This window comes from Vibrio nomapromontoriensis (genome assembly GCF_050337205.1).
In the GTDB taxonomy this organism is placed as follows: domain Bacteria; phylum Pseudomonadota; class Gammaproteobacteria; order Enterobacterales; family Vibrionaceae; genus Vibrio; species Vibrio nomapromontoriensis.
This window is the reverse complement of sequence record NZ_JAKJSS010000008.1, coordinates 145,587-172,044: the sequence shown is the minus strand read 5'-3', so window position 1 is coordinate 172,044 and position 26,458 is coordinate 145,587. Positions and strand designations below refer to the sequence as shown.

Below are 26,458 nucleotides of genomic sequence, written 5' to 3'. Positions count from 1 at the left end.
ATGTCTTCCTCTGTGAATAAGCGTTTATTGCTGTGGAGCGTTGATGAAATAAAGCAAGGTCAACTTTGGCCGATTGCGCTTTCATTGACGATGATTATTGCCTGTATTTTTGGTTTGGCGGCGCTCGCAGAACGCATGGAGCAGGTGATCGTAAAACAGGGTAAAGACGCGTTGTCTGCGGACACTATATATATTTCCGACAATCCTATTTTAGACGCTAATCTTGAATTATTTGCCAACAGCGACGTAGAGGCCTCTTTCTATACTCGTTTTGCTACGATGTCTTTTAGTGACTCAGGCATGCAATTGATTACGGTTAAGGCGGTTGATGACGCCTTTCCGTTACGCGGTACGCTTACTTTAGCATCAGATGAGCATCAACAACATCATGTTGGTCAAGATGAGCTGTGGTTAGATGAAAGAATTGCCGATCAACTTAATGTTAAACAGGGGGATATAGTTGCGGTAGGAGACGCTGAGTTAGCGGTGAGCGGTTTGATCGTTGAAGAACCAGGTATTAGCTTTAACCCGTTTCAACAAATGCCAACCGCTTATATTCATCAAAACTCCGTCGAAGAAACAGGGGCGATTCAATTAGGGAGTCGCGTACAGTTTAGAGCATACCTAACCGGAAGTGACGACGTCCTTGCTGAACTGAAACAAAACGTGACTCTGTCTCCGAGTGATCGCTGGCGGGATAAAGATTCAGCAAGCCGCAGTAATGATATTTTTGAGCGAACCACTCAATATTTGTCTCTGACCGTAGCCATCATTATTATTATGGCAGCGACAACGCTCGTGCTAACCTGCCAGAACTATGTTCAAAGCCGTCGAAAAACCGTTGCGATGTTAAAAAGCCTTGGAGCGAGCAAACGCTGGGTAGTGCGTTGGCTAGCAATACAGGCCGGTTTATTGGTAACGATGGCTATTGTGGTCGGCTTGCTGCTTGGGGTTGGCTTAGAATACTTGTTACGTATTCCATTGACAGAGTTGTTGCCTAGTCCTTTACCAAGTTATGGCGTGCTACCAGCTGTGATTTCTGTTGCGTCAAGCTTACTGATTGGTATTCCTGCTCTAGGTATTCCGTTGTATAAACTGGTATCGGTTTCATCGGTTGAAGTTCTGCAAAGTGCCGATGAAAAACGCTTCGGATGGATTTATTTACTGCTTGCTGTGCCCCTTATTCCGCTGGTGGTTGTTTATCAAAACAACACGCTCATTTGGATTCTACTGGCTGGGATAGCTGGCTTATTCGGTGTTCTAGGTGCGGTAAGTGTCCTATGTACTTGGTTACTGGGACGAATCTCATTGCCGGTTTCCCTGAAATTAGCAATTAGTCGCATTAATCGCAGTAAACGACACACTGCGCTTCAGTATGGGGCGTTGGGGCTGTCACTGATGTTACTTACAACCATTTGGTTGGTTCGAACCGATTTGTTGAGCGATTGGCAAAGAACGTTGCCAGCCGATGCCCCTAATGCATTTGCTCTTAATATTGCCGAACATGAAATAGAGCCTTATCTCCAGATCCTCGATGAGAATTCGGTTAAACGTTCTCAAGCGTTCCCTATTTCACGTGGTCGCTTAACTTTAATCAATGGCGAGGATGCGCAACTTGCTCAACAAAAAGGTGAGGAAGGCACTGATGCGCTTAGCCGAGAGTTAAACTTCACGTACGCAACAGCTATTCCAGACTATAACGACGTTATTACGGGCGCTTGGAGCACGACAAATGGTGTTTCGGTGGAGCAACAAGTTGCTGAGAGCCTAAATATCGAAATTGGTGATGAACTCGGTTTTACAATTAACGGCCAGGAAGTCACGGCCAAGGTGAATTCGATTCGCTTTGTTGAATGGCGTGATATGAAGCCGAACTTCTATTTCATTTTCACTCCCGATGTCATGGAGTCGATCCCAAGTGCTTGGTTAGTGAGCTTTAGAATCGAGCAGCAAGACAATGCGTTGATCACATCATTGTCTAGGCAGTATTCGACCGTTAGCCTCATGGATATTCGTATCATGGGTGAAAAGATACAGTCATTACTGTCACAAATTGTATGGTCAATTACGGTACTCGCTGCGCTTGGTGTGCTGGCTGGGATATTGCTCATCTTTACTTTGTTGCGCTTAAGTCTTGCGCAGCGTCAAGATGAGCTACGTTTATATAGAACACTTGGAGCCAGTCGTCAGCGTATTATTCGAACCATTTGGTCTGAATATGGCGTCATGGCGTTAATCGCAGGTCTTGTTGCCACATTAGGGGCTGAAATTGTCGTTGGCTTAATTATGAAGTTGGGCTTTGAACTGCCGTGGGTCTGGCACTTGTCCACTTGGTTCATAGTACCGATTCTTGCTTTTGTCACATTAGCCGCCGTATTGTTTTCTTTGATTCGACAAATGCTTAGTATCAATAATAATGGGATATCATAAGGTTTAATCACGCTGTTTTTGAGTTATCCACAAAAACGGTGGATAACATTTGGGATAACTCAAAAGTAAGAATCCTGACATAAAAGCATAACCATTGATGTATCGGTGATGGCGCGAAACTTTAGGTGTGGAATGTGTTTTCAACAGTTATTCAGTGAAATTATGTCAAGAAAAACATTATGAAAAATGTGATTTTTTTTAATAGCCTATCACGATAAAATAATGCTTCTATATAACGATAAAAACTAAACGAATTAACGATAAAAACGAATCAATGAACTCAGTTAATGCTCAGGTAACCAGCGGTAAAAGTGTTGCCATTATTGGAGGTGGAGTTGCGGGCGCTACTGTCGCACTCTACTTAGCAAAGCAAGGTGTTGAGGTGACATTATTTGAGAAGAACGTTGGTTTAGTTAGCGGTCCACCGATCTGCCATCTTCATGCTGGTGGGAATTTGTATCGAGAGCTGTCCGTCCAAGATTGTATTGCTTTACTAAAACAATCTATCGCCTTTGTTCGCTTCTTCCCTCATACCGTTAACCGTCGTCCGACTGTGATTGCGATACCGCAGAGCGATAAAGGGGATCCTGACGCCTTACTTCCACGACTGGAGTTGCTTAAAAACACTTACCAACAGCTAGTCGAAATGGATCCGCATAACAAAGTACTCGGTCATCCAGAGCAGTATTATCAGCGTGTTGAACGCGAAGAGCTGGAAGCGCTAATTGGTAAGCAAGGTGGGTCTTCGCCAGAAACAATCTATGATTGGTTAACCCCATTTGCTAATCATACCGATCTCGATAGTCTCAAATATCCTATTTATGTCGTGCAGGAGTATGGTCTTAGCCTGTTTAGGGTGGCTGCCACAATTGAATTAGCGGCCGAGCAACTGCCAAATTTAACGATACGCACAGGTGTTAAGGTTGATCATGTCGCACCATGTGATAATGGGATGACGATAACGAGTGATGATCTTTCACTTGAACATTATGCTTATGTTATCAATGCCTGTGGGTTTCGTACTGGCATTATTGATGACCAAATGCATTACCGTCGACAGCGCATGGTGGAGTTTAAAGCCGCTTACGTCACTCATTGGGAAACCCCAAACAACGAAAAGTGGCCAGAGGTTATTTTTCATGGTGAGCGAGGTACGCCCCGTGGCATGGCACAACTGACGCCTTATCCAGATGGTTACTTTCAACTTCACGGTATGACGGGAGACATCACCTTGTTTAAAGATGGGCTGGCACACTCGAGCTTAACTAGTGCACAGCCTTGTTTGCCTCACTATCTTATAAGTAAAGTAGAGAAAGGATGGTCATTTGATGTGCAAAACCAGCGTTCGCTGAGTGCTATTGCCCACCTGAGTCAATATGTTCCCAGTTTCGCAACAGCACTTCCTGCGGGGAAACCATTATATGGTGCACAGCAAATACCGGGCACCAATCCAAGCTTAAGAACCGCCGATGTCAGTTTTGAAGGCGAAAACTACGCTAGACTAGAGATAGTGAAAGCCTCTTCAGCGTTAGAAGCGGCGAAGAAAATTACCGAAAGGTGGTTTGATGTCAGAAATATAGCGTCTTCGCTGAGTAACGACTTTACTTTAGATGTGGTGGAGCAAAGAGGCAAAGCCTTAGCTCTTTCACGTGGTTACCCTGAATCGTTGGCAAAAGCTTATTAGAGCGTATCGCCATACGTGAATATCACTATATGTGAATATAGGCGATAGGGACGTATTAAGATCAATTGCTTTCTACGGGCGGAAAAATTGCGATGTATAAGCTGGTTACGCTATACTTTCCGACATAAAAAACAAGGAGTTGGCTAATGAATATCCTAGTAACAGGCGGAGCAGGCTATATTGGTAGCCACACGTGTGTTCAACTTATCAATGCAGGTATGACGCCTGTCATTTTTGATAATCTCTATAACAGTAAGTTGGCCGTTCTCGATCGCATCGAAAATGTTTCGGGTACACGCCCGATATTTGTTGAAGCGGATGTGAGAGATAAGGCTGCATTGGTTAGTGCACTCAAGCAATATAGTATTGATGCTGTGATTCATTTTGCCGGTTTAAAAGCGGTCGGTGAGTCAGTTGAGAAACCGTTAGAGTATTACGACAACAACGTGAATGGTACGTTGGTTTTGGTTGATGCGATGCGAGACGCTGGCGTCAAACATATTGTTTTTAGCTCATCGGCTACTGTGTATGGTGATCCTGCGTCTGTACCTATCACAGAAACGTTCCCTTTAAGCGCAACCAACCCTTATGGGCGTAGCAAGTTAATGGTGGAGGAGTGTTTAACTGATTTCCAAAAGGCAAATCCAGATTGGACCATTACGTTACTGCGCTATTTTAATCCTGTTGGTTCGCATCCAAGCGGCGAAATGGGGGAAGATCCTCAGGGTATCCCTAATAACTTAATGCCATTTGTGTCACAAGTTGCTGTTGGCCGCCGTGAGTTCCTATCGGTATTCGGTAACGATTATCCAACAAAGGATGGTACTGGCGTTCGTGACTATATTCATGTGATGGATCTGGCGGACGGGCATATTGCGGCATTACAAACGTTAAAGCAGAACAAAGGGCTGCATATCTACAATTTAGGTACTGGAAATGGTTACAGTGTACTTGATATGGTAGAAGCCTTTAGCCAAGCGTCGGGCAAAGATGTTCCATATAAAGTGGTTGATCGCCGACCTGGTGATATTGCTGAATGCTGGGCAGACCCGAGCAAAGCAAACCGTGATCTAGGCTGGAAAGCCGTACGAACACTTAAAGATATGTCTGAAGACGGATGGAAGTGGCAATCAATGAACCCAAATGGTTACCCTAGCGAATAACGTGAATAGCCAACAATTTAGTGAAATGTGACTTAGAAAGGCGTGTAATGCGCCTTTTTTTGATCCACATCGTGTTGTTTAGTGATTAAAAAGTGTCATGTTGTTATTTTTTTGATAAAATGGTCTCGCAACTTAATAATAAGTGCGAAATTTCTTTTGAATTGTAGGGGAACTCCATGGAGTTAGCGCTCATCATTGCTTTTGTCGTTACCTCAGCGGTAATGGTTAAAAAAGAAATGGCTAAAAAATAACATCATTCATACCTTTTAGTTACATATTTTTAAGTGAATGAATTATTGAACGAAAACCGGCTTAGGCCGGTTTTTTTGTGTCTCAAATTCGACATTTCCAACAAAAAATATTTGTCGTAACGGATAAAAATTATCGTTTTATTTTTAACTGCTAAACTCTTAAGGTGCACGCTCTTTCCGGTCATTCGTATACCGGCGTTTCACAATCCAAACAACAAACTATATCTAAGAGGATACTGCCATGCGCATTGCGATTCTATCTCGCAACGAAAACTTGTACTCAACTCGTCGCCTTAAAGAAGCAGGTGAAGCGAGGGGACATCAAGTGGATATCATTGATACCCTGCATTGCTATATGGATATTACGAGTAGTAGCTCGAAAGTTCGTTATATGGGTGAGGAATTGCCACAGTACGACGCTGTTATCCCACGTATAGGTTCTTCTATTACCTTTTATGGAACGGCAGTGGTTCGTCAATTCGAAATGATGGGAACATTTTGTGTTAATGAATCGGTAGCAATTAGTCGCTCACGCGATAAGTTACGCTCGCTTCAATTGCTTTCTCGTAAAGGTATTGGCTTGCCAAGAACTGGGTTTGCTAGCAAGCCAGACAATATTCAAGATCTTATTAAGAATGTTGGCGGTGCGCCACTAGTGATCAAGCTGTTGGAAGGCACTCAAGGTATCGGTGTGGTATTGGCGGAAACAACTAAGGCTGCAGAAAGCGTCATCGAGGCGTTTATGGGGCTTAAAGCCAACATACTGGTTCAAGAGTTTATTGAAGAAGCAAACGGTGCAGATATTCGTTGTTTTGTTGTCGGCGGTAAAGTGATCGCTGCAATGAAACGCCAAGCCGCAGAAGGTGAGTTCCGCTCAAACCTTCACCGTGGTGGCAGCGCTCAACTTGTTAAACTTTCAAAAGAAGAGCGTGCGACAGCAGTAAATGCAGCTAAAGCGATGGGCCTTAACCTTTGTGGTGTTGATATTCTTCAGTCTAAAAATGGACCGGTAGTCATGGAAGTGAATTCTTCTCCTGGCTTAGAGGGTATTGAAAAAGCAACCGGCAAAGATGTGGGTGACTTAATCTTCGATTTCATTGAAAAAAACGCAAAGCCAAACAAAAATAAAACCATAGGACGTGGCTAAATGGCAAAAGAGCTTGTTATTGCGGGCGTAGAAATACGCCCTGGTGAAAGAAAAGAAATCAATATTCCCGTAGCAAAATTGTATACCGATGCTGAGGTTTCCATACCGATTCAGGTTATACGCTCTAAGAAGGAAGGGCCGACAGTTTTTGTCAGTGCGGCTGTACATGGTGATGAGTTAAACGGCATTGAAATTATTAGCCGACTTATCGCTGAAAATTTAAAATTACAAAACGGTACGCTTATTTTCGTTCCAATGGTGAATGTTTATGGCGTACTGAACCAAAGCCGTTACATGCCGGATAGGCGCGATCTCAATCGTTGTTTTCCGGGTTCAAAGAAAGGCTCGTTGGCAGGAAGGTTAGCGTATACGTTTCTAAATAGTATCGTTGCTCACTGTGACTACGGTATTGATTTGCATACAGGGGCAATTCATCGCTCTAATTTACCGCAGATCCGAGCTAACTTAGACGACCCAGAAACAAAGCTACTTGCGGAGGCATTCGCAGTACCTGTTCTATTGAATGCAAACATACGCGATGGTTCACTGCGAGAAGCTGCAGTCAATAACGGCGCTCGCGTACTGCTTTATGAAGCAGGGGAAGCATTGCGTTTTGATGAACTGTCGATTCAAACAGGCGTGAAAGGCGTAATTCGCGTCCTTAAAGCGTTAGGTATGATCCGTAAACGAATTAAAGCGGCGAATACTGAACCGTTTATTGCAAACCGAAGCGATTGGACGCGTGCCGATGCGAGTGGGTTTGTTAAAGAGTATGTCGCCTTAGGCTCTAAGGTAGAGAAAGGAGACATACTGGCTGATATCAATGGACCGTTAGGTAATAATATTAGCCAAGTTACGTCAAATAGAGCTGGCATCATTATTGGCAAGCAAAACATTCCGCTTGTGCAAGAAGGTGAAGCTATGTATCACATCGCGTATTTTGGAGATTGCGCTGAAGAGGTATTTGAACACATCGAAATCATGCAAGATTCGATTGTTCCTGTAGAACCGAGCATTTAAATTATGCCAAACACATATAACGATCGAATGATCATTGGTAACTTAGAGCTGTGTAGCCTTCCTGAGTTTGGGATCACTGACCTAGAAGTTCGCATAGATACTGGCGCTAAAACGTCGTCTCTGCACGTTGATAATCTTACTCGTGTTAAGCGCGAGGGGCGTCTGTACGTTCAATATGATTTGCACCCAGATATTTATCATCTAGAGCAAATTGTACATTGCGAATCTTTGGTTATCGATTCACGACGCATTAAGTCGTCTAATGGTGATACAGAGCAGCGTTGCGTTATCCAAACCTTGTTTCGCTTAGGCGACAGAGAGTGGCCGATTGAAGTGACGTTAACCAATCGTCAAGATATGTCTTATATGATGTTGTTAGGGCGTGAAGCGATGATAGACAAAGTTTATGTTGATCCGGGTAAAGCATTTCTAATTGATTAGCGCTTGCTATGGATGTGAAAACATTGTTGATTTTAGCTTGAAAGAGTAAGTCATTCGCTTGTTTCTCCTTTTAGCATGTTCAACTACTAGTCTCTTGACCTATTAGTATGTTGACCTATTAGTATGTTGACCTATTAGTATGTTGAACTAGGCTAAAAGGGGATTATCGAGACCGCCTGTAGGCGGTTTTTTCGTTATTGAGCGTTGTCAAAGCCTAAATGATTCACTTTGCCGCTGGTGTTATAACTCGCGACATAAAAAAAGTAGAGCATTTGTGGGCTCTACTTTGACTAGGAGGAAGGGGAAGAAACGCGTTACGCTGGCTCTAATTCGTTATCACTTTCCATATCGTAGTCGTAATCTTTTGATGCTTCACGATATTTTGATTTACTGTTAAGTGTATGGAACGCTTTTCGACCACGAGCAAGTCTTACATACTTAAGCCAAGTGTGTTCAAGTTTACTTTTTGCTTTACTTGGGTTGTCGATGACTTTTAGGAAGTGTTTTTCATCAACGTTTTCTGGCGAAATGGCACCTAGCTCAAGCGCTAACATGGTTTCACCAAAAGTTACCAAGATGTCTTCTTCTAGAAGCGTAAAATCACCGGACTTAGCAAACCCACGAGGGAATTTTGCGGCGTCATAAAAACGTTTTTTACCGTGGCGAAATTGAGTATCAGTCATAGCGTTCTCAATGAAAAATAGAGTGTATAGCAATGTGGTTAATTGGATTTGTTGTTGAACCTAGAGGTTGAGTAGCAACAAATTCCGGTGTTATTTCAACGCTGAAAATAGAGCGAAACCGAGAAGAAAGGAAGTGAATTGTTTTTGTCGAAATCATAAAAACTATTTATGATTTACGCGATGTTAATCGGTAGAATGATGAGTGAATTATTAAAGAAGCTCAGTGAGTTAGAAACTGTTTGAGAGTGGGTTATGGATGTAAAAGTATTTCAAACTTTCCTTGAAGTCGCAAAGGAAAAGCACTTTGGACGCGCGTCTGAGAACTTGTATATTACACAAGCTGCGGTGAGTGCGAGGATCAAGCAATTGGAAGAGCATTTTGATACCCGTTTGTTTACGCGGCACAGAAATAATATCCAGTTGACCTCTGCCGGAGAGCGTTTAGTGGGTTACGCTGAAGTTATGGTGTCGACCCTTAAACAGGCGACGTTTGACCTATCGTTAGAGAGCAATAAAGCGCTGCAATTAACGATCGGTGGTACACCCAACATATGGGATGCCTATTTACAAAATTGTTTGAGTGTTGTGACCGATTCTCTAAGCGGTTATGGCTTTGTTGCTGAGTCTTTGGGGCGAGAGCAATTAAACCGTAAGCTGTTAGAGCGTACCTTAGATCTCGCGTTCTCGTTTGACCCATTTAAACTTGAAGAGTTTAAGAGTCATCAGATTTCGGAGCTTCCCTTAGTGCTGGTTTCAACACAGCCGCATCTTCTAGAGGAAGTCTTTAATGATAAGTACGTCTATGTGGATTGGGGAACGCAATTTAGTTTTGAGCACGCAGAGCGCCATCCTAACATTCCAGCGCCTTATTTAAGGACTTCGACTGGACGTATTGCATTGGACTTTATTTTAGAGAAAGGTGGCTGTGCTTATCTGCCGTTAATGCTAGTAGAGCCGTTTATTGAGTCTGAACAGTTGTATGTTGTGTCGGATTCGGAAGCATGGTCGCGCCCTCTATTTGTCAGTTATCGTAAAAACAGCACAGCGATTGAGGCAATTTTACAAGTGGAAAGCCTAATCAACACCATTGAGCAGTCGCCGTCGTTTTTAATGCAACAAGCAAGTGACTCACCAGAGTAGATTGGTCATATTAACTTATTATCATTGGTGAATAAAAATACCCGCTAGTTTAAGCGGGTATTTTTTTGTTAGTCTTAAACGACGTCTTTCTATGAAAATGGTTGTGGCAATTAGTAGACGCAGGTTATGCCGCTGCCAGGGTGAGGTTGTTCATCCAGTGACGCTTAAGGTAGCGATGGAAGCATAAGCCTAATTTCACCACTTCTTCCATAAGCATACACGCGTAAACGATTGGAAATTCAAAGCCAAAGACAAAAGCACCAATAGCAGTTAGCGGCAATCCGACCGTCCACATAGAGATAAAATCCATACGTAAGCAGAACTTGTTATCCCCGCCGGCTCTTAAAATCCCATTAATGATGATCAAATTCAGCATGCGTAGCCAGATAGCGCAGCACATAATGACCATCACAGGGGAAGCGAGTGGATAGAGTGCCTCATCTGTTAGGTTTAACCATCCGAGAATGGTATCTCGGCTAGTAAGTAATAAGCCTCCCACCACAATGCCGAAAACAAACACAGCTTTAATGAAGAACTTTGACATACTAAATGCATGTTCAAACTCGTCTCTGCCTAAAGATTGGCCAAGCAAAATTGAGCAAGCCACAGAAATACCAAAAAACAGCGAATAGCAAAGAGACTCGAACGGCCCAATCATACTAAATACGGCAAGTTCCGTTGTACCCATATGGCCGAAAATGACTTGATACATAAGTGTGCCCATTGCCCATAGCACGGCATTAATTGTCGTCGGAACCGCCAGTTTCTTATACGAGTCCCATAATCGGGTATGGGAGTCGAGTTGTTTCACCTGTAGTAACCAATGTTGGCGATAGTGAAGGCAACCCCAGATTAATGCCACTTGTAATAAGCGCGAAATTGACGTCGCGAGTGCTGCGCCAGCGACACCCATAGCAGGCACACCAAAGCCGCCTTTAATAAGCCAGAAATTCAAAGCAATGTTGACGATAATCGTCACGCCGCCCAATAATAAAGGCGTGACAGCGTCACCGGATGAGCGCATGGCAGATTCGGCAACAATCACCAAGTGAGTAAGAATTAATACCGGAAAGGCATACCATAAGTAGGTCGAACCTAATTCGATAACTGACATATCACTGGTTTGCAGCATCATGATAAAGCTTGAAAAGACGGTAATCACGAGCGTGACAGGGATGAGAAGTTTGGCACCCACAATCATTGAAAGCTGTGTTATTGTCTTTGCAGAACGTTTGTCGTTACGTCCCCAATATTGAGCAACAAGGACACCGTTCGCAGAGGCCATTCCAGCCATAATCATGATCGCAACGAAGTGCCATTTAGAGGCAATACCAACGGCAGCTGTCGCTTCATGACCAAAATCGCTGACCATAAGCACGTCAGCCATTGCTAAAATCGCAACCAGTGCGCTTTGAATAGCAACAGGAAAACCAAGCTTCACGACAGTGGCAAGCATTTGGTTTTGAGTAGCATTCTTAGATGACAGAGAGTGAGTGTGGGTTGTCATAGCTGCTCCTTAAACAGTGTGATTAGCGTCAAGAATTTTGCGTGTAATATAAGGAAATCCCTCGGGTATAACCATGTTCAAAAATAAACAAAACCTGTGCAAATCAATCATTGGACAATTCTCCATCAAATCGACATGGGGAGATGAAGTGTATCTATCCGACGAGTGCGAAGAGCGATTTTTAGCGGAAAGTGATATACCCGAGTTCAAATCCGAAGATATCTTTATGGCTGGCATGGCTAACTTGGTGGATGGCTATCATGTGGAGCGTAAAGGCGTCGATGTACACACTTTGTTATTTACCATAGAGGGTGGCGGGGTGTTAACGACGGAAACCTCAGTGGAAGCGATTGAACCTTACTCTATTGTCGTATTGCCTGCGCATCAGCCGTATCGTTTTGAACTCAACCCGCAATACAAGCATTGGCGTATGATTTGGTTTTTACCCAAGGAAACGACGCGTTGGCAGCCTGTTGCTGAACTCGGGCAAAAAGTGCTGCCTTTTCATGATTGTGAGCGTATGTGGGCGTTGATGACGTTGCTCTACCACGATATTGGCAAACGATCGAGTTATCGTAAGCTTTTGGTCAGCGAAGTGTGTCGTTTGATCACGGGCTTTGAAACGCCCACATCAGACTCTACCGTTCGCGTTCAAGCGTTGTTTAATTTGATCGAAAGTCAGTTACACTTGCCATGGACAGTACAAGCGATGGCAGAGCGTACGTTTTTAAGTGAAGTCCAGCTCGGACGTATCTGTAAACAACTCTATGGTATGTCGCCTAGAAGTCGGCTGATTAACTTAAGAATGGATAAAGCGTGCGATTTGCTCCGCAATAATGACTGGACCATTGGCATGATTGCAGAGCGACTAGGGTACAAAGACCCTTTTAACTTCACCCATCGTTTTTCTAAGCATGTGGGTTGTTCACCCTCGGAGTTTAGAAAAAGAGTCATCGATACGCTTTAAATAGGAATCGATGACGGTAGATACGGAAATTGGATGAGCAGTTAACGACGATTTTAGTTTAATGGCTTAGATAAATTGTTTTAGCCACTGTTCAAACTGAGATTTGGGTAATGCACCGTTTAACTGTTCCACCTTTTGACCGTTCTTAAAGACCATAATGGTTGGGATGCTGCGAATTTGATAGCGAGCTGCGAGCTGTTGCTGTGCTTCCGTATCAATTTTAACAAATCTGACATTGCCGCTGTGTTCCGACGCGGTTTGCTCAAACACCGGAGCAAAACCGACGCATGGGTTACACCAAGGGGCCCAGAAATCGACAATGACCGGTTGATGGCTGTTTAGTATGGTATCGAAATTATCGGCAGTCCCTTCAATAGGAGCGCCATCTAGTAGAGGACTCTTGCATCGCCCACAATTAGGGGATTCAATGATGCGTTCAGATGGAATGCGGTTAACGCCCTTACAGGAAGGGCAACGGGTATTGACGGTTGACATGAGCTTTCCTAACTTTGTTTTTATGTGTTATGGCGGTTTGACATTGAAGAATCACAATAGAGCAATATGGATTACTGCAAAAATAATCGCCATGTCCTTTTGACAATAAGAATATCGAAGACAAAAAGACTTCACAACTGGTCTTCGCAATGCCCTCTCGAAACGCATATTCAGAATTAAAGCAAATATGAAAAATTATCACTTCAAGATTGATGCTATGTAGGGTTCTGATAGACTTTCTGTTACACTCGCGTCCCTTTATTTTTCTTGTTGGCGAATTTATGTCAGACACTACCCAATCTTCGACCCAAACCGTAGAGTCGAGCTTTGCTCAGTTTTCACTTAGTGAAATAATTAACAATAACTTAGACAGCTTAGGATACCGTTCGCCAACGCCAATTCAAGCACAAGCCATTCCCCATGTATTAGCTGGCAAAGATGTGTTAGCAGGGGCGCAAACCGGAACCGGAAAAACGGCTGCGTTTGGTGTCCCAGTGATTCAACAATTAATGGATAGGTCAGGGACGCCAAGACGCGCGCACAACGCGATACGCTCGCTTATTCTGACGCCAACTCGTGAGCTAGCGCAGCAAGTCTTTGACAATCTGGTCCCATTAGCGCAAGAAACAGGTATCAAAATTGTTGTCGCGTATGGCGGTACTAGCATGGGGGTGCAAACAAAGAACTTAAAAGGTGGTGCCGATATACTCGTTGCGACACCGGGTCGTTTGCTTGATCATCAACATGTCCGCAATATCACGTTAGCTGAGTGCGAATACCTCGTTCTAGACGAAGCAGATCGAATGCTTGATATGGGTTTCATGCCTGATCTAAATCGCATTCTTAGACGCTTACCAAAGGCACGTCAAACCATGATGTTTTCTGCCACCTTCGAACAACGAATCAAAGCGTTGGCGCATCGAATTATGTCTACTCCGGTTGAAGTACAAGTCACACCAGAAAATACGACCGCTGATACCGTGACACAAATGGTGTATCCGGTAGATAAAAGCCGAAAACATGAACTGTTAGCGTATTTAATTGGCTCAAAAAACTGGCAGCAAGTATTGGTGTTTACCAAAACCAAACAAGGCAGTGATGCGTTAGCAAAAGAGCTAAAATTAGATGGAATTAAAGCGGCGTCAATTAATGGTGATAAGAGCCAAGGCGCTCGCCAGAAAGCGTTAGATGACTTTAAGTCTGGGCAAGTAAGAGCGCTTATTGCAACCGATGTCGCAGCGCGTGGTCTTGATATTCAACAGTTAGCGCAAGTGGTTAACTTTGATTTACCATACAAAGCGGAAGACTATATACACCGCATTGGTCGTACGGGCCGTGCTGGGCAAACGGGCTTGGCTGTGTCGCTGATGAGTCATGATGAGCAGTACTTGCTAGAAGCCATCGAAAGGCTACTAGATACTCGCCTACCACAAGAATGGTTAGCTGGATTTGAACCAAAGCCACTGAGTGAAATTGAAAGCGACAAACCAATTAAAGGACGCAGCCGCTCTTCAGACAAACGTCGCATGAAGGCAAAAATGAAAATCCACGCCAATCGCGGTAAAAAGCGTTAGTTATACTTTATCGTTAACTGTACTTTATCGTTAATTATACTTTATCGTTTATTCTAGTTTGCACGAGTAGCATAGAAGGCGGCCACATCTCTTAGGTCGTCTTCGTTTAGGTTTTGTAATTGCACCTTCATCATGTCAGACAATGCTCCGCTTCTCTCACCCAATTTATACGCCTTCATCGCATTAAATAAATACAATGGATCTTGCCCATTTAGGTTGGGGTAGTTAGCTTGTGTCGGCGCGCCATTTGGATTATGGCAAAACACACAGCTCGGGGATTTTTGCTCACCTAAATTGGCATCACCAAACCCACTAGCCGAAACAGTAAAACTCACTAAATACGTCGAAAAAACAACAGCAAAAAGACGAAGCATAAGTATCCGATAGAAGTATGAACAAGACGTATAGTGTAAACCTTTCCCTTAGGGTAGGCTCAAGGGGTTTTTGAAGCTTGATTGGACTGAATCAATAAACGTTGAGTGACTTTGAAACGTGCTCTAGGTTGGATATAAAACGGTAGCTTTGATAGAGATACCGTTTTATTACTAAGCAACAAATGATTTGTCGTAAAGAGAAATATTCCTGAGTGGATTACAACAACGTCTTCAATGCTTGGATAAACACATCAATGTCTTCGGACGAAACATCCTTATGTGTGACAAAGCGAATAGGGTTGCTGGGGGTAATGGTAATGCCATCTTTTGCTAGTTGTTGAGCGATGGCGTCGATATCAACCGACTCATCAAGCTTGGCAAAGACAATATTCGTTTCTACGAAATCTGCGTTGACGCTAAAGCCATCAAGTGCGTTCAGTTCTATTGCCAATTTTTTTGCGTTAGCGTGATCAATTTTTAATTGCCCAACTTGCTCCGTAAGCGCAAGCTTTCCCGCCACTGCAAGTATACCGGCTTGGCGCATGCCACCACCTACCATTTTGCGCAGTCGTCTGGCTCTTTCAATGAAAGCACGGTCGCCGAGTAACAGTGAACCAATTGGGGCGGCTAGTCCTTTTGAGAGACAAATAGTCATTGAATCAAAGTGTTTGGCAATCTCTTTGACATCGATATCAAGCGCCGCTGCCGCGTTGTAAACACGAGCGCCGTCAAGGTGCAGTTTTAAGCCGTGTTCATCAACGAATTGCCTTGCTTGCGCCAAGTAAGACATGGGTAGAACTTTACCGTTAATGGTATTTTCTAAGCTTAACAGGGTGGTGCGCGCAAAGTGACTATCGTCTGGTTTTATCGCAGCTCTTAGTTTTTGGAAGTCCAACGTCCCATCAGGGTTGTTTTCAATCGGCTGTGGCTGAATTGATCCAAGCACAGCTGCACCGCCAGCTTCGTATTTGTAGTTGTGAGCTTGCTGACCACACAGGTATTCATCACCACGTTGGCAGTGTGCCATTAATCCAAGTAAGTTTGCTTGTGTGCCAGAGGTGGTAAACAAAGCCGCTTCGAACCCATGACGCTCTGCGGCCCATGATTCTAGGGCATTGACTGTTGGGTCATCGCCATAGACATCATCACCTACAGGGGCATTTGCCATCGCTTCACGCATTGCTTGCGTTGGTTGTGTAACGGTATCTGAACGAAAATCCATTGAAACTCTCCTAAATATATTCACACAGCGTTGCTTTACTTAGACACGCTATCGTTTTGGCGTCAGTGATGCAACCATCAATTATCTTCTGTTGCAGTTGTTTAAGTGACATTGTCACGACTTCGATAACCTCATCATCATCGCACGTATGGGAACGGTTTGGGGTAAGCCGTTTGGCTATGAATAGGTGTTGTATTTCATCGCAAAATCCCGCGAGTGGCGTGACTTGCCCAAGGGATGTCATCACACCAGCTTGAAAGCCCGTTTCTTCAATAAGCTCTCGGTGCGCGCAACTCATTGCATCTTCGCCTTCTTCAATCGTCCCTGCGGGGATTTCGAGTAACCATTTGTTTAAAGAAGGTCGATATTGATTGATCAACACGATGTCACCGTTTTCGGTGAGGGGGAGAATAACGGCCGCACCGGGATGTTTTATCGTGGTGTGAGTTACGGTATTCGAGTTAGGCAGTGTGATGTCTTCTTCGACCAACGAAATAGACTTCCATTGGTGAATAATGCGGTTTGCCATAAGTTCATCCATTGAAGCTCTGTGTTTTACAACGTTACCGGTTGTCTGCTTTGTTAGTGGCAGTGAACAGACTTGTCATGTTGTATTTAGAGCAGTAGTAAGCGTAAATGTAATATGAGCACAACACGGCAAAAAAGTCGATGGGTGAGAAGGTTAACGTTGTGTCATTATCGGATCGAAAATGGAAACTAGGGTTACCTGTCTGTCTCGTTGTTAAAAAACTCTGTATATCAGGAAGTCTGTGATTTTATGATGTTTTAATAGGTGTTGCATGCTTGGAGCAGATAGTCTCAATTTAGCGATGATGGTCGCTGAATCTGGAATCATTGATTCTGCGGTGCGGGATATTGTTCAACAAACCGACCTGCTTGCAATGGGGAGTGATGAAGGGGTTAAACAGAGCTTTACTGCTTCAATGGCCAAGTGGACAAAGAGCGTCAAGCGTAAACTTATTAAAGATAATGGAACGGATGAATTACAAGTTGAGCTGACGCTCTATCAACATGTTGTGTATTTGTCCGAGCGAGAGTTTCAAGAAGAACTAACCCACGTGGTTTCTCAAATTCCTCAGCAGTCGCCATTTTATGAAAACGCGCAGCGACTATCATCAAATCCTCATTCATTACCTGAGTCTCTATTCGCTCGTCAGTTTTGTAAATACTGGTACGAAAGCCTTGTATCTGCGGTTGAAGATAAACAGCGTGAAACGCTTGATGAGCAAAAATCGAAGTATCTTAAACAGTTGTATCAGAAAATTGAGACAATAAAGGATATGGATAACCTCCATAAAGAAGGCAGTGGCCACACACTGGGTCGTTTATGGGATTTAGCCGGGTCAGAGCTAACCAAACAAGATTGGAAACACATTGAGCGAGCCGCCGAGTACCTTGAAAAAAACGCTGAGTTGAAAAAAATTGCTGATCAGCTTGGGAGGATGGCGCAAGATGTTGATGCTCCGGAGCTTAACAAGGCTGAATGCGTTGATAACGTGGTGGTTGAGGAGAAATGTGACTTCGCAACCGATGACATTGTCGGCATTCATGAAAGTAATGACATTAACAAAATGCTACCTAATGAAGCCATGTATTTGGCGGACCCTGCATTGGAAACAGTATTCTATCAACATCTTGTCGAAAAACGTCTTCTGACATATAAAGCGCAAGGTAAGCAGCGAACCGTAAGACAATGGCAAACACCTACGCAGGCTAATGGCCATGCCGATAAAGAAAAAGGACCTATGGTTATCGCGGTTGACGCTTCTGGCTCAATGCATGGAGCACCAGAAAAGTCAGCCAAAGCGATGGCATATTCATTAATGAAAATGGCCTCGGAACAAAAGCGCGAATGCCACGTAATTCTATTTTCATCAACTTTTATTACCTATGACTTAACCGCAGCAAATGGCTTGAAAGAGGCGTCTGATTTTCTTTCTTATAGTTTTAAAGGTGGGACCGATTTAAGCAAAGTATTGCGCTATGCCGTTGACGTGATGCAGGGGGATCAATACAAAAATGCAGATCTGCTCGTTATTTCGGATTTTATTACCCCAAAACAAGACAGTGAAACAATAACAAAGGTCTTGTCTCTTAAAGGTAGATACAATCGCTTTCACTCTTTATGCTTATCGAAATATGGCAACCCCGATGTGCTGGATTTATTCGATAATCAGTGGCGCTATCACCCAAGCCTAGTGGGGCAGTTTATTAAGAATACTTCACTGAAGCTACATCGAGAAACTCCAAGGTTCGCAAGTACCATGGGGTAATCTCTCATACTTTAGGCTAAGAGATAAACTGCTATAGCGGTGCAGAAGCAGCCAAAGTAACGTAAAATCAAATGGATAGGTCCATGTCTAATGTTATGTGCAACGTTAGACATGATGAAAAATCTTGTAACATAATGTCAACAAATGTATAAATTTACTTATGCATTCAAATTTATGCTCAGAGGTATAGGCATGATCAAACCCACTATCGTTTCCCATGCTGACAGAGCTTTAAGGTCAGAGAGAATTACCAAGCTAGCGGCTGCGCTATCTGACGGCGTTTACGAGCGAGAAGAAACCATAAAATTATGTCTGCTTGCCGCCTTAGCTGGGGAGAGTGTTTTCTTACTTGGGCCTCCGGGTATTGCAAAAAGTCTGATTGCTAAACGCCTTATTCAAGCGTTTGATAACAGTAGTTATTTTGAGTATCTGATGACGCGCTTTTCGACACCAGAAGAAGTGTTTGGTCCATTAAGTATTCAAGAGCTTAAGGATAACGGTCGCTACTTGCGCCTGACTAAAGGCTATTTACCAACGGCTCAAGTCGTATTTTTAGATGAAATTTGGAAAGCGGGGCCTGCGATTCTTAATACGCTGCTTACGGTCGTGAATGAAAAAACATTCAAAAATGGCAGTGATATTGAACGCGTACCTATGCGCCTGTTGGTTTCGGCGTCGAATGAGTTACCTGATGAAGACAGTGGTTTGGATGCCTTATATGACCGCATGTTGGTACGCATCTTTGTCAACCGTATACAAAACAAGCAAAACTTCAAATCAATGTTAACTGTGGGAACGCCGCAAGAGGCTAAGATTCCGGATGGGCTGGCCATTACGGATGAAGAATACCACCAGTGGCAGCAAGATCTTGAAACGGTAGAACTCAGTGATGATGTTTTTGAGAAGCTATATCAGCTAAAGCAGTTGCTAGAAACTGCATCAGATGAAAATAAATCGCGCTTATCTGAGTCGGATCTGTATGTTTCGGATAGACGATGGAAGAAGGCCGTTAAACTATTAAAGGCAAGCGCATTTTTTAATGGTAGAGACAGTGTTAACCCGTTAGATCTATTGCTACTACAAGACTGTTTGTGGAATAGCCCTGAGTCACGAGAAATCGTAAACAACGTGGTGCATGACTTTGCCTTAAATTACGCGTTTGATCAGCAAGAAGTGTTTCAACAAATTGAAGACGGTAAAGAGAAGCTAGCCGAACTGCAAGAAGAGATTGAAGCTGAATATGCGATGCCACTTTCAATGGAAAGCACAACTGGGCTACTAAGAAAGGACGTTTACCAATATGACACCAGTATTGCCAAATCCTACAAAGTGGGGCCGGCAACAGATTTGATCAAATTGGTATTGCTGCGCAGTAACTTGTCGGTATCTGAAAGTGAAAAAGGCGACAGTCGCTGGGTGTACATCCCTCGTGATGAACTAAACCGGACGATTAAGGAAGGTGGCGGGGATGTGTATGGTTATGTGAACCAGAATACTCATTTATGTCGCTTAAAAATCGATTTGGATGCCGCTAATAATTTGGTGATAAAGGATATTGCCAATCGCTCTGTGTTAACAACGTTGGTGACTAAGTCGGGTATTGATGAGGACTTACATCTAGAGTGGGAAACTCAAGCTCAGCAAGTTTTAGCGCAACTTCATCATGCGGAGCATCATTTGCGCTCCGTCCGTTCTAAGTTCCATGGTGCGTTGCCGCATAACTTCATTGATCCTATGATCCCAACGGAAATGGAAGTAAGTCTTCAAACGGTGACAAAAACGCTAGAGAGTACCAGTTCAGAAAGTGAAAAAGTCATACAGAGAGTGAAAGGGTTACGATCATTTTTTGAGTAAATCGGTCAGCACATACTAGAACAGGGAGTGGGCATGTTAGGAGCAGATGGATTAAATTTAGCGTTAATGATTGCAGACTCTGGCATCGTTGATAGCGCCGTTAACGATTTAATGGCTCGCTCCCAAGTTGCCGCGTTGACAGAAAATCGCGGTGTAAGACGTTCTGTAAAAGGGCACTTGTTGAAATGGCGAGGCTCAGTAAAAAAGCGAATGACCAGAGTTTGTGAAACGGAACGCTTTCAACATGAACTCGCTTTGTACCAAGAAGTGATTCATTGGGACGAGGCTACGTTTTTCACTCAAATTAATGACGTTGTCAAAAAACTCGAGTGGCACTCAGCGTTTTATCTTCAAGCGCGACGTTTGCTCGATAAAAATAGTCAACACCATAATCCGATGTTTCCGCGCTATTTTTGTGACCTTTGGTACAAGAGCCTCGCAGATGCCATTAAACAAGCTGAACTGTCTGAGCTAGAAGCGAGTAAAGAGAAGTTTCTGACTGATCTCTATCAGCGTATGGAAACCATGAAGAATATGGATACCGTTGCGGAGCAGGGGGACGAGACCGCTGTTGGTCGCTTGTGGGATATGGCCGCTGCCAAGCTAACCAAAACTGACCTTAAGGTCATGTATAACCATGCTGAGTTTTTAAAAAAGAATAAGGGTTTGCAAGACATTGCTGAACAGCTTGGTCGGATGGCAAATGACCAAGATGACCCTGATCTAAATAAGTCGCCTACTGAAGCGCCAGAAATGGTTGAAGAGCTAAGTGATGAAGCGACGGACGACATTGTGGGCATTCATGAGTCCGATGACCTGAATAAATTGCTGCCCAATGAAACTATGTTTCTTGCTTACCCAGAACTTGAAGTGGTGTTTTATAAGCATTTGGCTGATAAGCGGCTGATGAACTATAAGACTCAGGGTAAAACAAGGACGTTAAAAAAGGTTCGCACTACGCAACCAGACAACAGCCAAATTGAGGTAGATAAAGGCCCGTTTATTGTTTGTGTAGACGCATCAGGCTCAATGAGCGGCTTCCCAGAGCAGTGTGCAAAGGCAATGGCTTATGCATTGATGCAAATTGCTTTAGCCGAGTCCAGAGAGTGTTACGTTATTTTATTTTCAACCCAACACATCACGTACGAGCTAACTAAACAAGATGGGCTGCGTGAAGCTGCAGATTTCTTAAGTTATTCCTTTCATGGCGGAACGGACTTAGAGCCAGTGTTAACGCAATCAATAGAATTGATGTTATCAGATACCTACAAAAATGCTGACTTGGTTGTTATTTCTGATTTTATCGCGCCAGAGCAGTCACAAGAGCTGGTGGGTAAGATTAACGAGCTTAAAAACAACAAAAACCGTTTCCATGCGATTAACTTATCCAAGTACGGCAATCCGTCTCTGATGAATATGTTTGATCATTGTTGGTCTTATCACCCTAACCTTGTGGGGCGGATAATGAAAAAGTGGTGAGGATAGGTATTTATCTAAATTGAGTAGTTTATAGAGGGGAACTTGGCTGGAACTCTCGATTGAATATTGCCCACATTGGCGCATAGCTAAGCGTATTGCGCGTTTACCAAGCATACAAACCATCTTTCTACTATTTTTGTTTGACTAATCTTGCCCAATCCGTAAAGTATGCATCTCACACGGAGACAGTGTCTCGATAACGTGTTGATATTAAAGGCGCCTTGGCAGAGTGGCTATGCAGCGGATTGCAAATCCGTGGACCTCGGTTCGACTCCGGGAGGCGCCTCCATTCTCTTAATGAGAAATGGCTATGTAAGAAAAATTGCGATACTAGCTCAGTTGGTAGAGCGCAACCTTGCCAAGGTTGAGGTCATCGGTTCGAACCCGATGTATCGCTCCAAATTAAAATCTTATGGCGTAAGCGATGAGATACAGATGGTGTTTAACCACTCTTATTAAAGAGTACATTGGTTGGCGCATCGCAAAATATTGCGTGCCCTGGTGGTGGAATTGGTAGACACAAGGGATTTAAAATCCCTCGACGTTCGCGTTGTGCCGGTTCAAGTCCGGCCCGGGGCACCATCTATTATAGGTAGTATTTCTCCAAGTACTATTTACTAAGTATTGCTACCATAGGCAGTACTTAGTTCAGCAATACAATATGGCGCCTTGGCAGAGTGGCTATGCAGCGGATTGCAAATCCGTGGACCTCGGTTCGACTCCGGGAGGCGCCTCCATTTTATCTCTATTTTTACATCCCCTAATGAAATACTACGAACGTTTAGCGAAGTTAGTCTTGGCTGGCGAGTGAGCTCCTTACTAACTTGATATAAGTGCTATGTACTGGGTATTCGTTTCGTTAGTTAAAACACTTGCGTCGTAAAATAGCCCTCGTTAGACTACCTAAAACACCATTGGAGCAACCATGTTTATTGTCTATAAATTGATTAAACTCGCGCTGATTACAGCAGTTTTCTTGTCTATCTTTGACTTGATTTCTTACGGAGAAGTGAATTGGTATAGCCGATTGTTGGGGATTTGATTCTGGGTGAGGGAGCGTCTATGAGCGGTGATGGCTTATAGACGCATTGACTATTAAGCTGCCGATTTAACAGTTTTTTTCTCTTGTACCATTTTCGCTAAAAAATAGACATTTACACAGGCGATAAAGCCATTAGTGATCACCACTGGCATTGAATCAATTGCTAGCCCATATGCGGTGAATAACGCACAACCAATGAAATTCAGCACTCTTAGTTTAACAATGTCTTTCATCGTTAATGAGATCGCCACCATAATTGATGCTGCGTAGCCAAGAATTTCCACCATATTTGCGTCCATATTTTGCTCCTCTAAATCTTGCCAGATTAACTGGTACCAATTCTTCTCATCTTGAGATTACCGAGGAAGCTCCTTGCCTCGAATGGTGTAAGTTGTGTATGGGACAAATACTAACAAGGCTAGAACTGTGATTAAACCCATACTTTCGCTATTGGAGAGGGTTAGCGATTACGCAAACGTTTCTTCGAGGTGTTGTTGCTGAGATAACTCAATATGTTGAATTGGAGATGATAGGGGAAATTGAGGCTGAATATGAAACCGCCCGCTATGATAGCGGGCGGTTATTGTTGTTAGGTCAGAAAAAAGTTAATTATTTCTTGCCTTGAACAAGCTGCTTGTCTTCTTCTGTCAATTCACGGATACGACGGCTGATGTCGCGACGTGCTTTTGAGATCTCTGCGCTTTTGATGATGTGATCATCAACACGATCTTCGTAATCTGCTTTCATGTTTTTGATGATTGTTAAAATTTCATCATGTGACATGTCTGGCTTAATGTAGTCCAGTAGGTTTTCAAGAAGGTCGACGCGCTTACGGTTATCACGAACTTTTTTCTCGTTATCTAGCAGTTCACGTTTTAGTTTGTTCTTACGACGTGCTTGAGACACGATTTCGAATACACTACTCATAAAATCCTTTCCTAAATTATTCGTCAAAATCTAGTTTGATTAAAACACAACAATCGACTGTAGAACAGTCCTTAGATCAATGCTGGACGATTGTTGATTATAATCTAAACACTTAGCTAATAACCAATTGAGTTAAAGGGGCAGTTAGCGCTATGATTTCGGTAATTGAGCGATTACAGTGTGATAAGTCATGTTGCCGAGTCCTAAGCGATACCCTAAAGAGAGTTGTGAGATCGATGTTAGTGAAGAGCATTGCTCATCCCTAACTACTTGCAAAAGTGGTGTAGCACCTAAACTCAAGCAAGCCTATATCGACGAGCGAGTAAAGTTAGAGCTTACCGAAGTCGAATTAAATCGTTCACGTGTTGTGATAATGGATCAGCATGGACATGTTATTAAAGTGCCATTTTTGGTAGAGCATTGAGCAAGAATATCAGCCAGAAAGATAAAAGGATTCATATGAGCATTGAACTTTCCCCGTTAGAAGCAAGAGTTATCGGTTGTCTTATCGAAAAAGAAGTAACCACACCTGATCATTACCCGCTGACCCTAAACAGCCTAACTTCGGCATGTAATCAAAAAAGTAATCGTGAGCCAGTATTGGCACTGAGCGAGGCTGAAGTTCAAGATACACTCGAAGGGTTGACTAATCGCAGGTTAGTCAGTGATGAGAGTGCATTTAATAGTCGCGTATCTAAATACCAACATCGTTTTTGTAACACGGAGTTTGGTGACTTACAGCTAACGCCTCAGGAAAAGGGGATAGTTTGCTGCATGCTACTAAGAGGCGCGCAGACCCCTGGCGAGCTAAGAACCCGTACCAATCGCTTATGCAATTTTAATGATGTTAAAGAAGTAGAAGCGACGCTAGATGCTATGGCATCTCGTGAGCATGGTGCACTTGTGATTAAACTTCCGCGTGAAGCGGGTAAGCGAGAGTCACGATATGCACACTTGCTTAGTGGCGAAGTCGATGTGGCAGCATTGGCTGAGGCTTCAGCGGCTGCCGTAATTGTGAATACGAGTAATAGTGACGGTCGCCTTGAAGCTCTGGAGCTTAAAGTTGAGTCACTGGAGTCAGAGTTAGCAGAACTAAAGGCATTGGTTGTATCTTTGACTGAGTAGGGTAACTTAGACTGAGTAGTGTAACAAAGGCGGTTAATGTTAGCCGCCATTTTACTACTGTAACCTTAGTGAACTCTGTAATGCTAAGGGCTCATTAGTTGAACAGTATTCGTCTTCCATTAGATTTAGATGACTTTATCTTTTCGTTATTGCGACTGCTCGTGTTTACTAAAATGGAAATGTTTAATGACGAAAATAGCTGAACCTTGGACGGTCTACTTATTACGAACTAACGAGCAAAAGCTTTATTGTGGCATTACCAATAATATGACACGGCGATTAAAGCAGCACGAGTCGGGTAAAGGTGCAAAAGCATTAAGAGGGCGTGGACCGTTATCGTTGGTTTGGACTCAGTCAGCAGCGGACAAAAGTGATGCCCTTAAAATTGAATTCGCGATCAAAAAGTTATCCAAAGCGCAAAAAGAGCAGTTGGTGGCAAATTCGAAGCGATTTATCTTAGGCGAGTAAGTCACGTTTACTAGCTGTAGGTCGGAGTTTTGTATACAATTGTAATAAAACGCCAACATGATAATTACTAATGAAAAAGACGTTTTCTCTGTTAAGTCAAACATTGCTCATTGCTTGCTCTGCACCCGCGTGGTCGAGTGAATCTCTCCCTGGTTATTGGGAGTATCATGAATTCCTCAACGAATTTCCTCAACAAAATCTACTAACTGAATCACTATCTCAAGCTGTTAGAGCGCCAGCTGTCCCGCTTTCCATTACTCAAAAAGAGCCTGTGACCATATCAGTTGTATATCCTGGACAACAGGTATCGGACTATTGGGTCCGTAATATTAAAGCTTTTGAGTCTCGAATGGATGAGCTAGGCATTGATTATGAAATCAACCAAGTTTTTACTCGTCCTAACATTGATATACGCCAACAAAGCGTATCTTTGATGGAAGCGGTAAAAAATAAATCTGGCTATTTGATTTTTACTCTAGATACGACACGTCACCGTAAATTTATTGAACACGTATTACATTCGACCGATACGAAGCTAATTTTGCAAAATATCACAACGCCAGTGAAGGAGTGGTCGAGTACTCAGCCATTTATGTATGTGGGGTTTGACCACGTAAAAGGAAGCCATGTGTTAGCCAGCTACTTTAAGCAGACGGTATCTGAAAAGAGTGCGTATTCCGTTTTGTATTTCTCGGAAGGTTATGTGAGTGATGCAAGGGGGGGAACGTTTATTCAGGATATGTCGGCTGAAGATAGCTATCGGTTAGCCTCTTCATATTACACCAAAGCTAATAAAGAAAGCGGTTATCAAGCCGCGATTGATACCTTAACTGAGCATCCTGAGATTAAGTTTATTTATGCTTGTGCAACCGATGTTGCGCTAGGGGCAGCTGAAGCTATTAAAGAGCTTAAGCGAGATGATGTTGTCATTAATGGGTGGGGTGGAGGCTCTGCTGAACTAGACGCCATAAAGAAAGGAGACCTAGACGTCACTGTAATGCGGATGAACGACGATACAGGTGTTGCGATGGCAGAGGCGATTAAATGGGATTTGGAAAGTAAACCTGTTCCAACGGTCTTTTCAGGCGACTTTGAGCTAGTTACTAGTGACGACTCAGCGACAAAAATTGAGCGACTCAAAGCGCAAGCCTTCCGCTATTCCGATAACTAA

At 43.3% G+C, this 26,458-nt stretch carries 24 protein-coding genes and 4 tRNA genes; 20 read left to right on the top strand and 8 right to left on the bottom strand.

Annotated features, from left to right (window positions below; genetic code table 11):
• From L4D05_RS08615 to L4D05_RS08590, 6 genes are all read left to right on the top strand, one after another.
• On the top strand, positions 1-2,430 hold the full coding sequence (locus L4D05_RS08615) for an ABC transporter permease (protein WP_428793659.1): 2,430 nt from the start codon (positions 1-3) through the stop codon (positions 2,428-2,430).
• A gap of 274 nt (positions 2,431-2,704) precedes the next feature.
• Positions 2,705-4,114, top strand: coding sequence for an FAD-dependent oxidoreductase (locus L4D05_RS08610; RefSeq protein ID WP_428751273.1), 1,410 nt, complete (start codon positions 2,705-2,707; stop codon positions 4,112-4,114).
• 146 nt (positions 4,115-4,260) lie between these two features.
• Entirely contained in the window at positions 4,261-5,277 is a 1,017-nt protein-coding gene (gene galE, locus L4D05_RS08605) for a UDP-glucose 4-epimerase GalE (protein WP_428751272.1), read from the top strand.
• 492 nt (positions 5,278-5,769) lie between these two features.
• Positions 5,770-6,675, top strand: a complete 906-nt coding sequence (gene rimK / locus L4D05_RS08600; protein ID WP_265673958.1) for a 30S ribosomal protein S6--L-glutamate ligase — start codon at positions 5,770-5,772, stop codon at positions 6,673-6,675.
• On the top strand, positions 6,676-7,695 hold the full coding sequence (locus L4D05_RS08595; RefSeq protein WP_428751270.1) for a succinylglutamate desuccinylase/aspartoacylase family protein: 1,020 nt from the start codon (positions 6,676-6,678) through the stop codon (positions 7,693-7,695).
• 3 nt (positions 7,696-7,698) lie between these two features.
• Positions 7,699-8,136, top strand: a complete 438-nt coding sequence (locus L4D05_RS08590) for an ATP-dependent zinc protease family protein (RefSeq protein ID WP_265673956.1) — start codon at positions 7,699-7,701, stop codon at positions 8,134-8,136.
• A gap of 314 nt (positions 8,137-8,450) precedes the next feature.
• Here L4D05_RS08590 and L4D05_RS08585 read toward each other — a convergent pair whose 3' ends face one another.
• Entirely contained in the window at positions 8,451-8,819 is a 369-nt protein-coding gene (locus L4D05_RS08585) for a MaoP family protein (RefSeq protein WP_265673955.1), read from the bottom strand.
• A gap of 252 nt (positions 8,820-9,071) precedes the next feature.
• On the opposite strand from L4D05_RS08585, the gene L4D05_RS08580 reads away from it, so the two are divergent.
• Positions 9,072-9,959, top strand: coding sequence for a LysR family transcriptional regulator (locus tag L4D05_RS08580; protein ID WP_428751269.1), 888 nt, complete (start codon positions 9,072-9,074; stop codon positions 9,957-9,959).
• Positions 9,960-10,083: 124 nt separating this feature from the next.
• Here the strand turns inward: L4D05_RS08580 and L4D05_RS08575 are convergent, their stop codons facing one another.
• Positions 10,084-11,466 carry an MATE family efflux transporter gene (locus tag L4D05_RS08575; protein WP_428793658.1) on the bottom strand — a complete coding sequence of 461 codons (1,383 nt, stop codon included), beginning with the start codon at positions 11,464-11,466 and terminating at the stop codon, positions 10,084-10,086.
• Positions 11,467-11,539: 73 nt separating this feature from the next.
• Here L4D05_RS08575 and L4D05_RS08570 point away from each other — a divergent pair, with 73 nt between their 5' ends.
• Positions 11,540-12,433 carry a helix-turn-helix transcriptional regulator gene (locus L4D05_RS08570; RefSeq protein WP_428793657.1) on the top strand — a complete coding sequence of 298 codons (894 nt, stop codon included), beginning with the start codon at positions 11,540-11,542 and terminating at the stop codon, positions 12,431-12,433.
• Between the two features lie 66 nt (positions 12,434-12,499).
• Here the strand turns inward: L4D05_RS08570 and trxC are convergent, their stop codons facing one another.
• On the bottom strand, positions 12,500-12,928 hold the full coding sequence (gene trxC / locus L4D05_RS08565; RefSeq protein ID WP_428793656.1) for a thioredoxin TrxC: 429 nt from the start codon (positions 12,926-12,928) through the stop codon (positions 12,500-12,502).
• 281 nt (positions 12,929-13,209) lie between these two features.
• On the opposite strand from trxC, the gene L4D05_RS08560 reads away from it, so the two are divergent.
• Positions 13,210-14,502, top strand: coding sequence for a DEAD/DEAH box helicase (locus L4D05_RS08560; RefSeq protein ID WP_428793655.1), 1,293 nt, complete (start codon positions 13,210-13,212; stop codon positions 14,500-14,502).
• 53 nt (positions 14,503-14,555) lie between these two features.
• Here L4D05_RS08560 and L4D05_RS08555 read toward each other — a convergent pair whose 3' ends face one another.
• From L4D05_RS08555 to L4D05_RS08545, 3 genes are all read right to left on the bottom strand, one after another.
• Positions 14,556-14,876: a c-type cytochrome gene (locus L4D05_RS08555; protein WP_428793654.1), complete on the bottom strand. Its 321-nt coding sequence runs from the start codon at positions 14,874-14,876 to the stop codon at positions 14,556-14,558.
• 217 nt (positions 14,877-15,093) lie between these two features.
• Positions 15,094-16,098 carry a low-specificity L-threonine aldolase gene (ltaE, locus tag L4D05_RS08550; protein ID WP_428793653.1) on the bottom strand — a complete coding sequence of 335 codons (1,005 nt, stop codon included), beginning with the start codon at positions 16,096-16,098 and terminating at the stop codon, positions 15,094-15,096.
• Between the two features lie 10 nt (positions 16,099-16,108).
• Positions 16,109-16,627 carry an NUDIX hydrolase gene (locus L4D05_RS08545; RefSeq protein ID WP_428793652.1) on the bottom strand — a complete coding sequence of 173 codons (519 nt, stop codon included), beginning with the start codon at positions 16,625-16,627 and terminating at the stop codon, positions 16,109-16,111.
• 271 nt (positions 16,628-16,898) lie between these two features.
• Between L4D05_RS08545 and L4D05_RS08540 the strand changes: the two genes are divergently transcribed.
• The 7 genes from L4D05_RS08540 to L4D05_RS08510 all read left to right on the top strand — a co-directional run bounded on the left by L4D05_RS08540 (position 16,899) and on the right by L4D05_RS08510 (position 22,462).
• On the top strand, positions 16,899-18,392 hold the full coding sequence (locus L4D05_RS08540) for a VWA domain-containing protein (RefSeq protein ID WP_428793651.1): 1,494 nt from the start codon (positions 16,899-16,901) through the stop codon (positions 18,390-18,392).
• A 192-nt stretch (positions 18,393-18,584) separates the two neighbouring features.
• Positions 18,585-20,246: an ATPase RavA domain-containing protein gene (locus L4D05_RS08535; RefSeq protein WP_428793650.1), complete on the top strand. Its 1,662-nt coding sequence runs from the start codon at positions 18,585-18,587 to the stop codon at positions 20,244-20,246.
• 33 nt (positions 20,247-20,279) lie between these two features.
• The gene (gene viaA / locus L4D05_RS08530; protein WP_428793649.1) at positions 20,280-21,725 is read left to right on the top strand and encodes an ATPase RavA stimulator ViaA; all 1,446 of its coding nucleotides are present in this window, start codon (positions 20,280-20,282) and stop codon (positions 21,723-21,725) included.
• Between the two features lie 215 nt (positions 21,726-21,940).
• Positions 21,941-22,014, top strand: a tRNA-Cys gene (locus L4D05_RS08525).
• Between the two features lie 35 nt (positions 22,015-22,049).
• Positions 22,050-22,125 (top strand) — tRNA-Gly (locus tag L4D05_RS08520).
• A gap of 95 nt (positions 22,126-22,220) precedes the next feature.
• Positions 22,221-22,307 (top strand) — tRNA-Leu (locus tag L4D05_RS08515).
• 81 nt (positions 22,308-22,388) lie between these two features.
• Positions 22,389-22,462: transfer RNA gene (locus L4D05_RS08510), tRNA-Cys, on the top strand.
• Between the two features lie 358 nt (positions 22,463-22,820).
• Here L4D05_RS08510 and L4D05_RS08505 read toward each other — a convergent pair.
• Both L4D05_RS08505 and L4D05_RS08500 read right to left on the bottom strand, forming a co-directional pair.
• Positions 22,821-23,066: a YgjV family protein gene (locus L4D05_RS08505; RefSeq protein ID WP_428793648.1), complete on the bottom strand. Its 246-nt coding sequence runs from the start codon at positions 23,064-23,066 to the stop codon at positions 22,821-22,823.
• Between the two features lie 310 nt (positions 23,067-23,376).
• Positions 23,377-23,694, bottom strand: coding sequence for a DUF496 family protein (locus L4D05_RS08500; RefSeq protein ID WP_428751256.1), 318 nt, complete (start codon positions 23,692-23,694; stop codon positions 23,377-23,379).
• A gap of 190 nt (positions 23,695-23,884) precedes the next feature.
• Here L4D05_RS08500 and L4D05_RS08495 point away from each other — a divergent pair, with 190 nt between their 5' ends.
• The 4 genes from L4D05_RS08495 to L4D05_RS08480 all read left to right on the top strand — a co-directional run bounded on the left by L4D05_RS08495 (position 23,885) and on the right by L4D05_RS08480 (position 26,458).
• The gene (locus tag L4D05_RS08495; protein ID WP_428751255.1) at positions 23,885-24,118 is read left to right on the top strand and encodes a hypothetical protein; all 234 of its coding nucleotides are present in this window, start codon (positions 23,885-23,887) and stop codon (positions 24,116-24,118) included.
• 35 nt (positions 24,119-24,153) lie between these two features.
• Positions 24,154-24,819 (top strand): YceH family protein, encoded by a 666-nt coding sequence (locus L4D05_RS08490; protein ID WP_428793647.1) that lies wholly within the window; start codon positions 24,154-24,156, stop codon positions 24,817-24,819.
• A gap of 186 nt (positions 24,820-25,005) precedes the next feature.
• A complete protein-coding gene (locus L4D05_RS08485) occupies positions 25,006-25,287 on the top strand; it encodes a GIY-YIG nuclease family protein (RefSeq protein ID WP_428793646.1) in 282 nt (93 codons plus the stop codon).
• Between the two features lie 70 nt (positions 25,288-25,357).
• The gene (locus L4D05_RS08480; protein ID WP_428793645.1) at positions 25,358-26,458 is read left to right on the top strand and encodes an autoinducer 2-binding periplasmic protein LuxP; all 1,101 of its coding nucleotides are present in this window, start codon (positions 25,358-25,360) and stop codon (positions 26,456-26,458) included.

Bases quoted from the DNA above. Each gene is read 5' to 3' on its own strand.
- L4D05_RS08615 (WP_428793659.1), top strand. From the start codon at position 1: ATGTCTTCCTCTGTGAATAAGCGTTTATTGCTGTGGAGCGTTGATGAA.
- L4D05_RS08610 (WP_428751273.1), top strand. From the start codon at position 2,705: ATGAACTCAGTTAATGCTCAGGTAACCAGCGGTAAAAGTGTTGCCATT.
- galE (WP_428751272.1), top strand. From the start codon at position 4,261: ATGAATATCCTAGTAACAGGCGGAGCAGGCTATATTGGTAGCCACACG.
- rimK (WP_265673958.1), top strand. From the start codon at position 5,770: ATGCGCATTGCGATTCTATCTCGCAACGAAAACTTGTACTCAACTCGT.
- L4D05_RS08595 (WP_428751270.1), top strand. From the start codon at position 6,676: ATGGCAAAAGAGCTTGTTATTGCGGGCGTAGAAATACGCCCTGGTGAA.
- L4D05_RS08590 (WP_265673956.1), top strand. From the start codon at position 7,699: ATGCCAAACACATATAACGATCGAATGATCATTGGTAACTTAGAGCTG.
- L4D05_RS08585 (WP_265673955.1), bottom strand. From the start codon at position 8,819: ATGACTGATACTCAATTTCGCCACGGTAAAAAACGTTTTTATGACGCC.
- L4D05_RS08580 (WP_428751269.1), top strand. From the start codon at position 9,072: ATGGATGTAAAAGTATTTCAAACTTTCCTTGAAGTCGCAAAGGAAAAG.
- L4D05_RS08575 (WP_428793658.1), bottom strand. From the start codon at position 11,466: ATGACAACCCACACTCACTCTCTGTCATCTAAGAATGCTACTCAAAAC.
- L4D05_RS08570 (WP_428793657.1), top strand. From the start codon at position 11,540: ATGTTCAAAAATAAACAAAACCTGTGCAAATCAATCATTGGACAATTC.
- trxC (WP_428793656.1), bottom strand. From the start codon at position 12,928: ATGTCAACCGTCAATACCCGTTGCCCTTCCTGTAAGGGCGTTAACCGC.
- L4D05_RS08560 (WP_428793655.1), top strand. From the start codon at position 13,210: ATGTCAGACACTACCCAATCTTCGACCCAAACCGTAGAGTCGAGCTTT.
- L4D05_RS08555 (WP_428793654.1), bottom strand. From the start codon at position 14,876: ATGCTTCGTCTTTTTGCTGTTGTTTTTTCGACGTATTTAGTGAGTTTT.
- ltaE (WP_428793653.1), bottom strand. From the start codon at position 16,098: ATGGATTTTCGTTCAGATACCGTTACACAACCAACGCAAGCAATGCGT.
- L4D05_RS08545 (WP_428793652.1), bottom strand. From the start codon at position 16,627: ATGGCAAACCGCATTATTCACCAATGGAAGTCTATTTCGTTGGTCGAA.
- L4D05_RS08540 (WP_428793651.1), top strand. From the start codon at position 16,899: ATGCTTGGAGCAGATAGTCTCAATTTAGCGATGATGGTCGCTGAATCT.
- L4D05_RS08535 (WP_428793650.1), top strand. From the start codon at position 18,585: ATGATCAAACCCACTATCGTTTCCCATGCTGACAGAGCTTTAAGGTCA.
- viaA (WP_428793649.1), top strand. From the start codon at position 20,280: ATGTTAGGAGCAGATGGATTAAATTTAGCGTTAATGATTGCAGACTCT.
- L4D05_RS08505 (WP_428793648.1), bottom strand. From the start codon at position 23,066: ATGGACGCAAATATGGTGGAAATTCTTGGCTACGCAGCATCAATTATG.
- L4D05_RS08500 (WP_428751256.1), bottom strand. From the start codon at position 23,694: ATGAGTAGTGTATTCGAAATCGTGTCTCAAGCACGTCGTAAGAACAAA.
- L4D05_RS08495 (WP_428751255.1), top strand. From the start codon at position 23,885: ATGTTGCCGAGTCCTAAGCGATACCCTAAAGAGAGTTGTGAGATCGAT.
- L4D05_RS08490 (WP_428793647.1), top strand. From the start codon at position 24,154: ATGAGCATTGAACTTTCCCCGTTAGAAGCAAGAGTTATCGGTTGTCTT.
- L4D05_RS08485 (WP_428793646.1), top strand. From the start codon at position 25,006: ATGACGAAAATAGCTGAACCTTGGACGGTCTACTTATTACGAACTAAC.
- L4D05_RS08480 (WP_428793645.1), top strand. From the start codon at position 25,358: ATGAAAAAGACGTTTTCTCTGTTAAGTCAAACATTGCTCATTGCTTGC.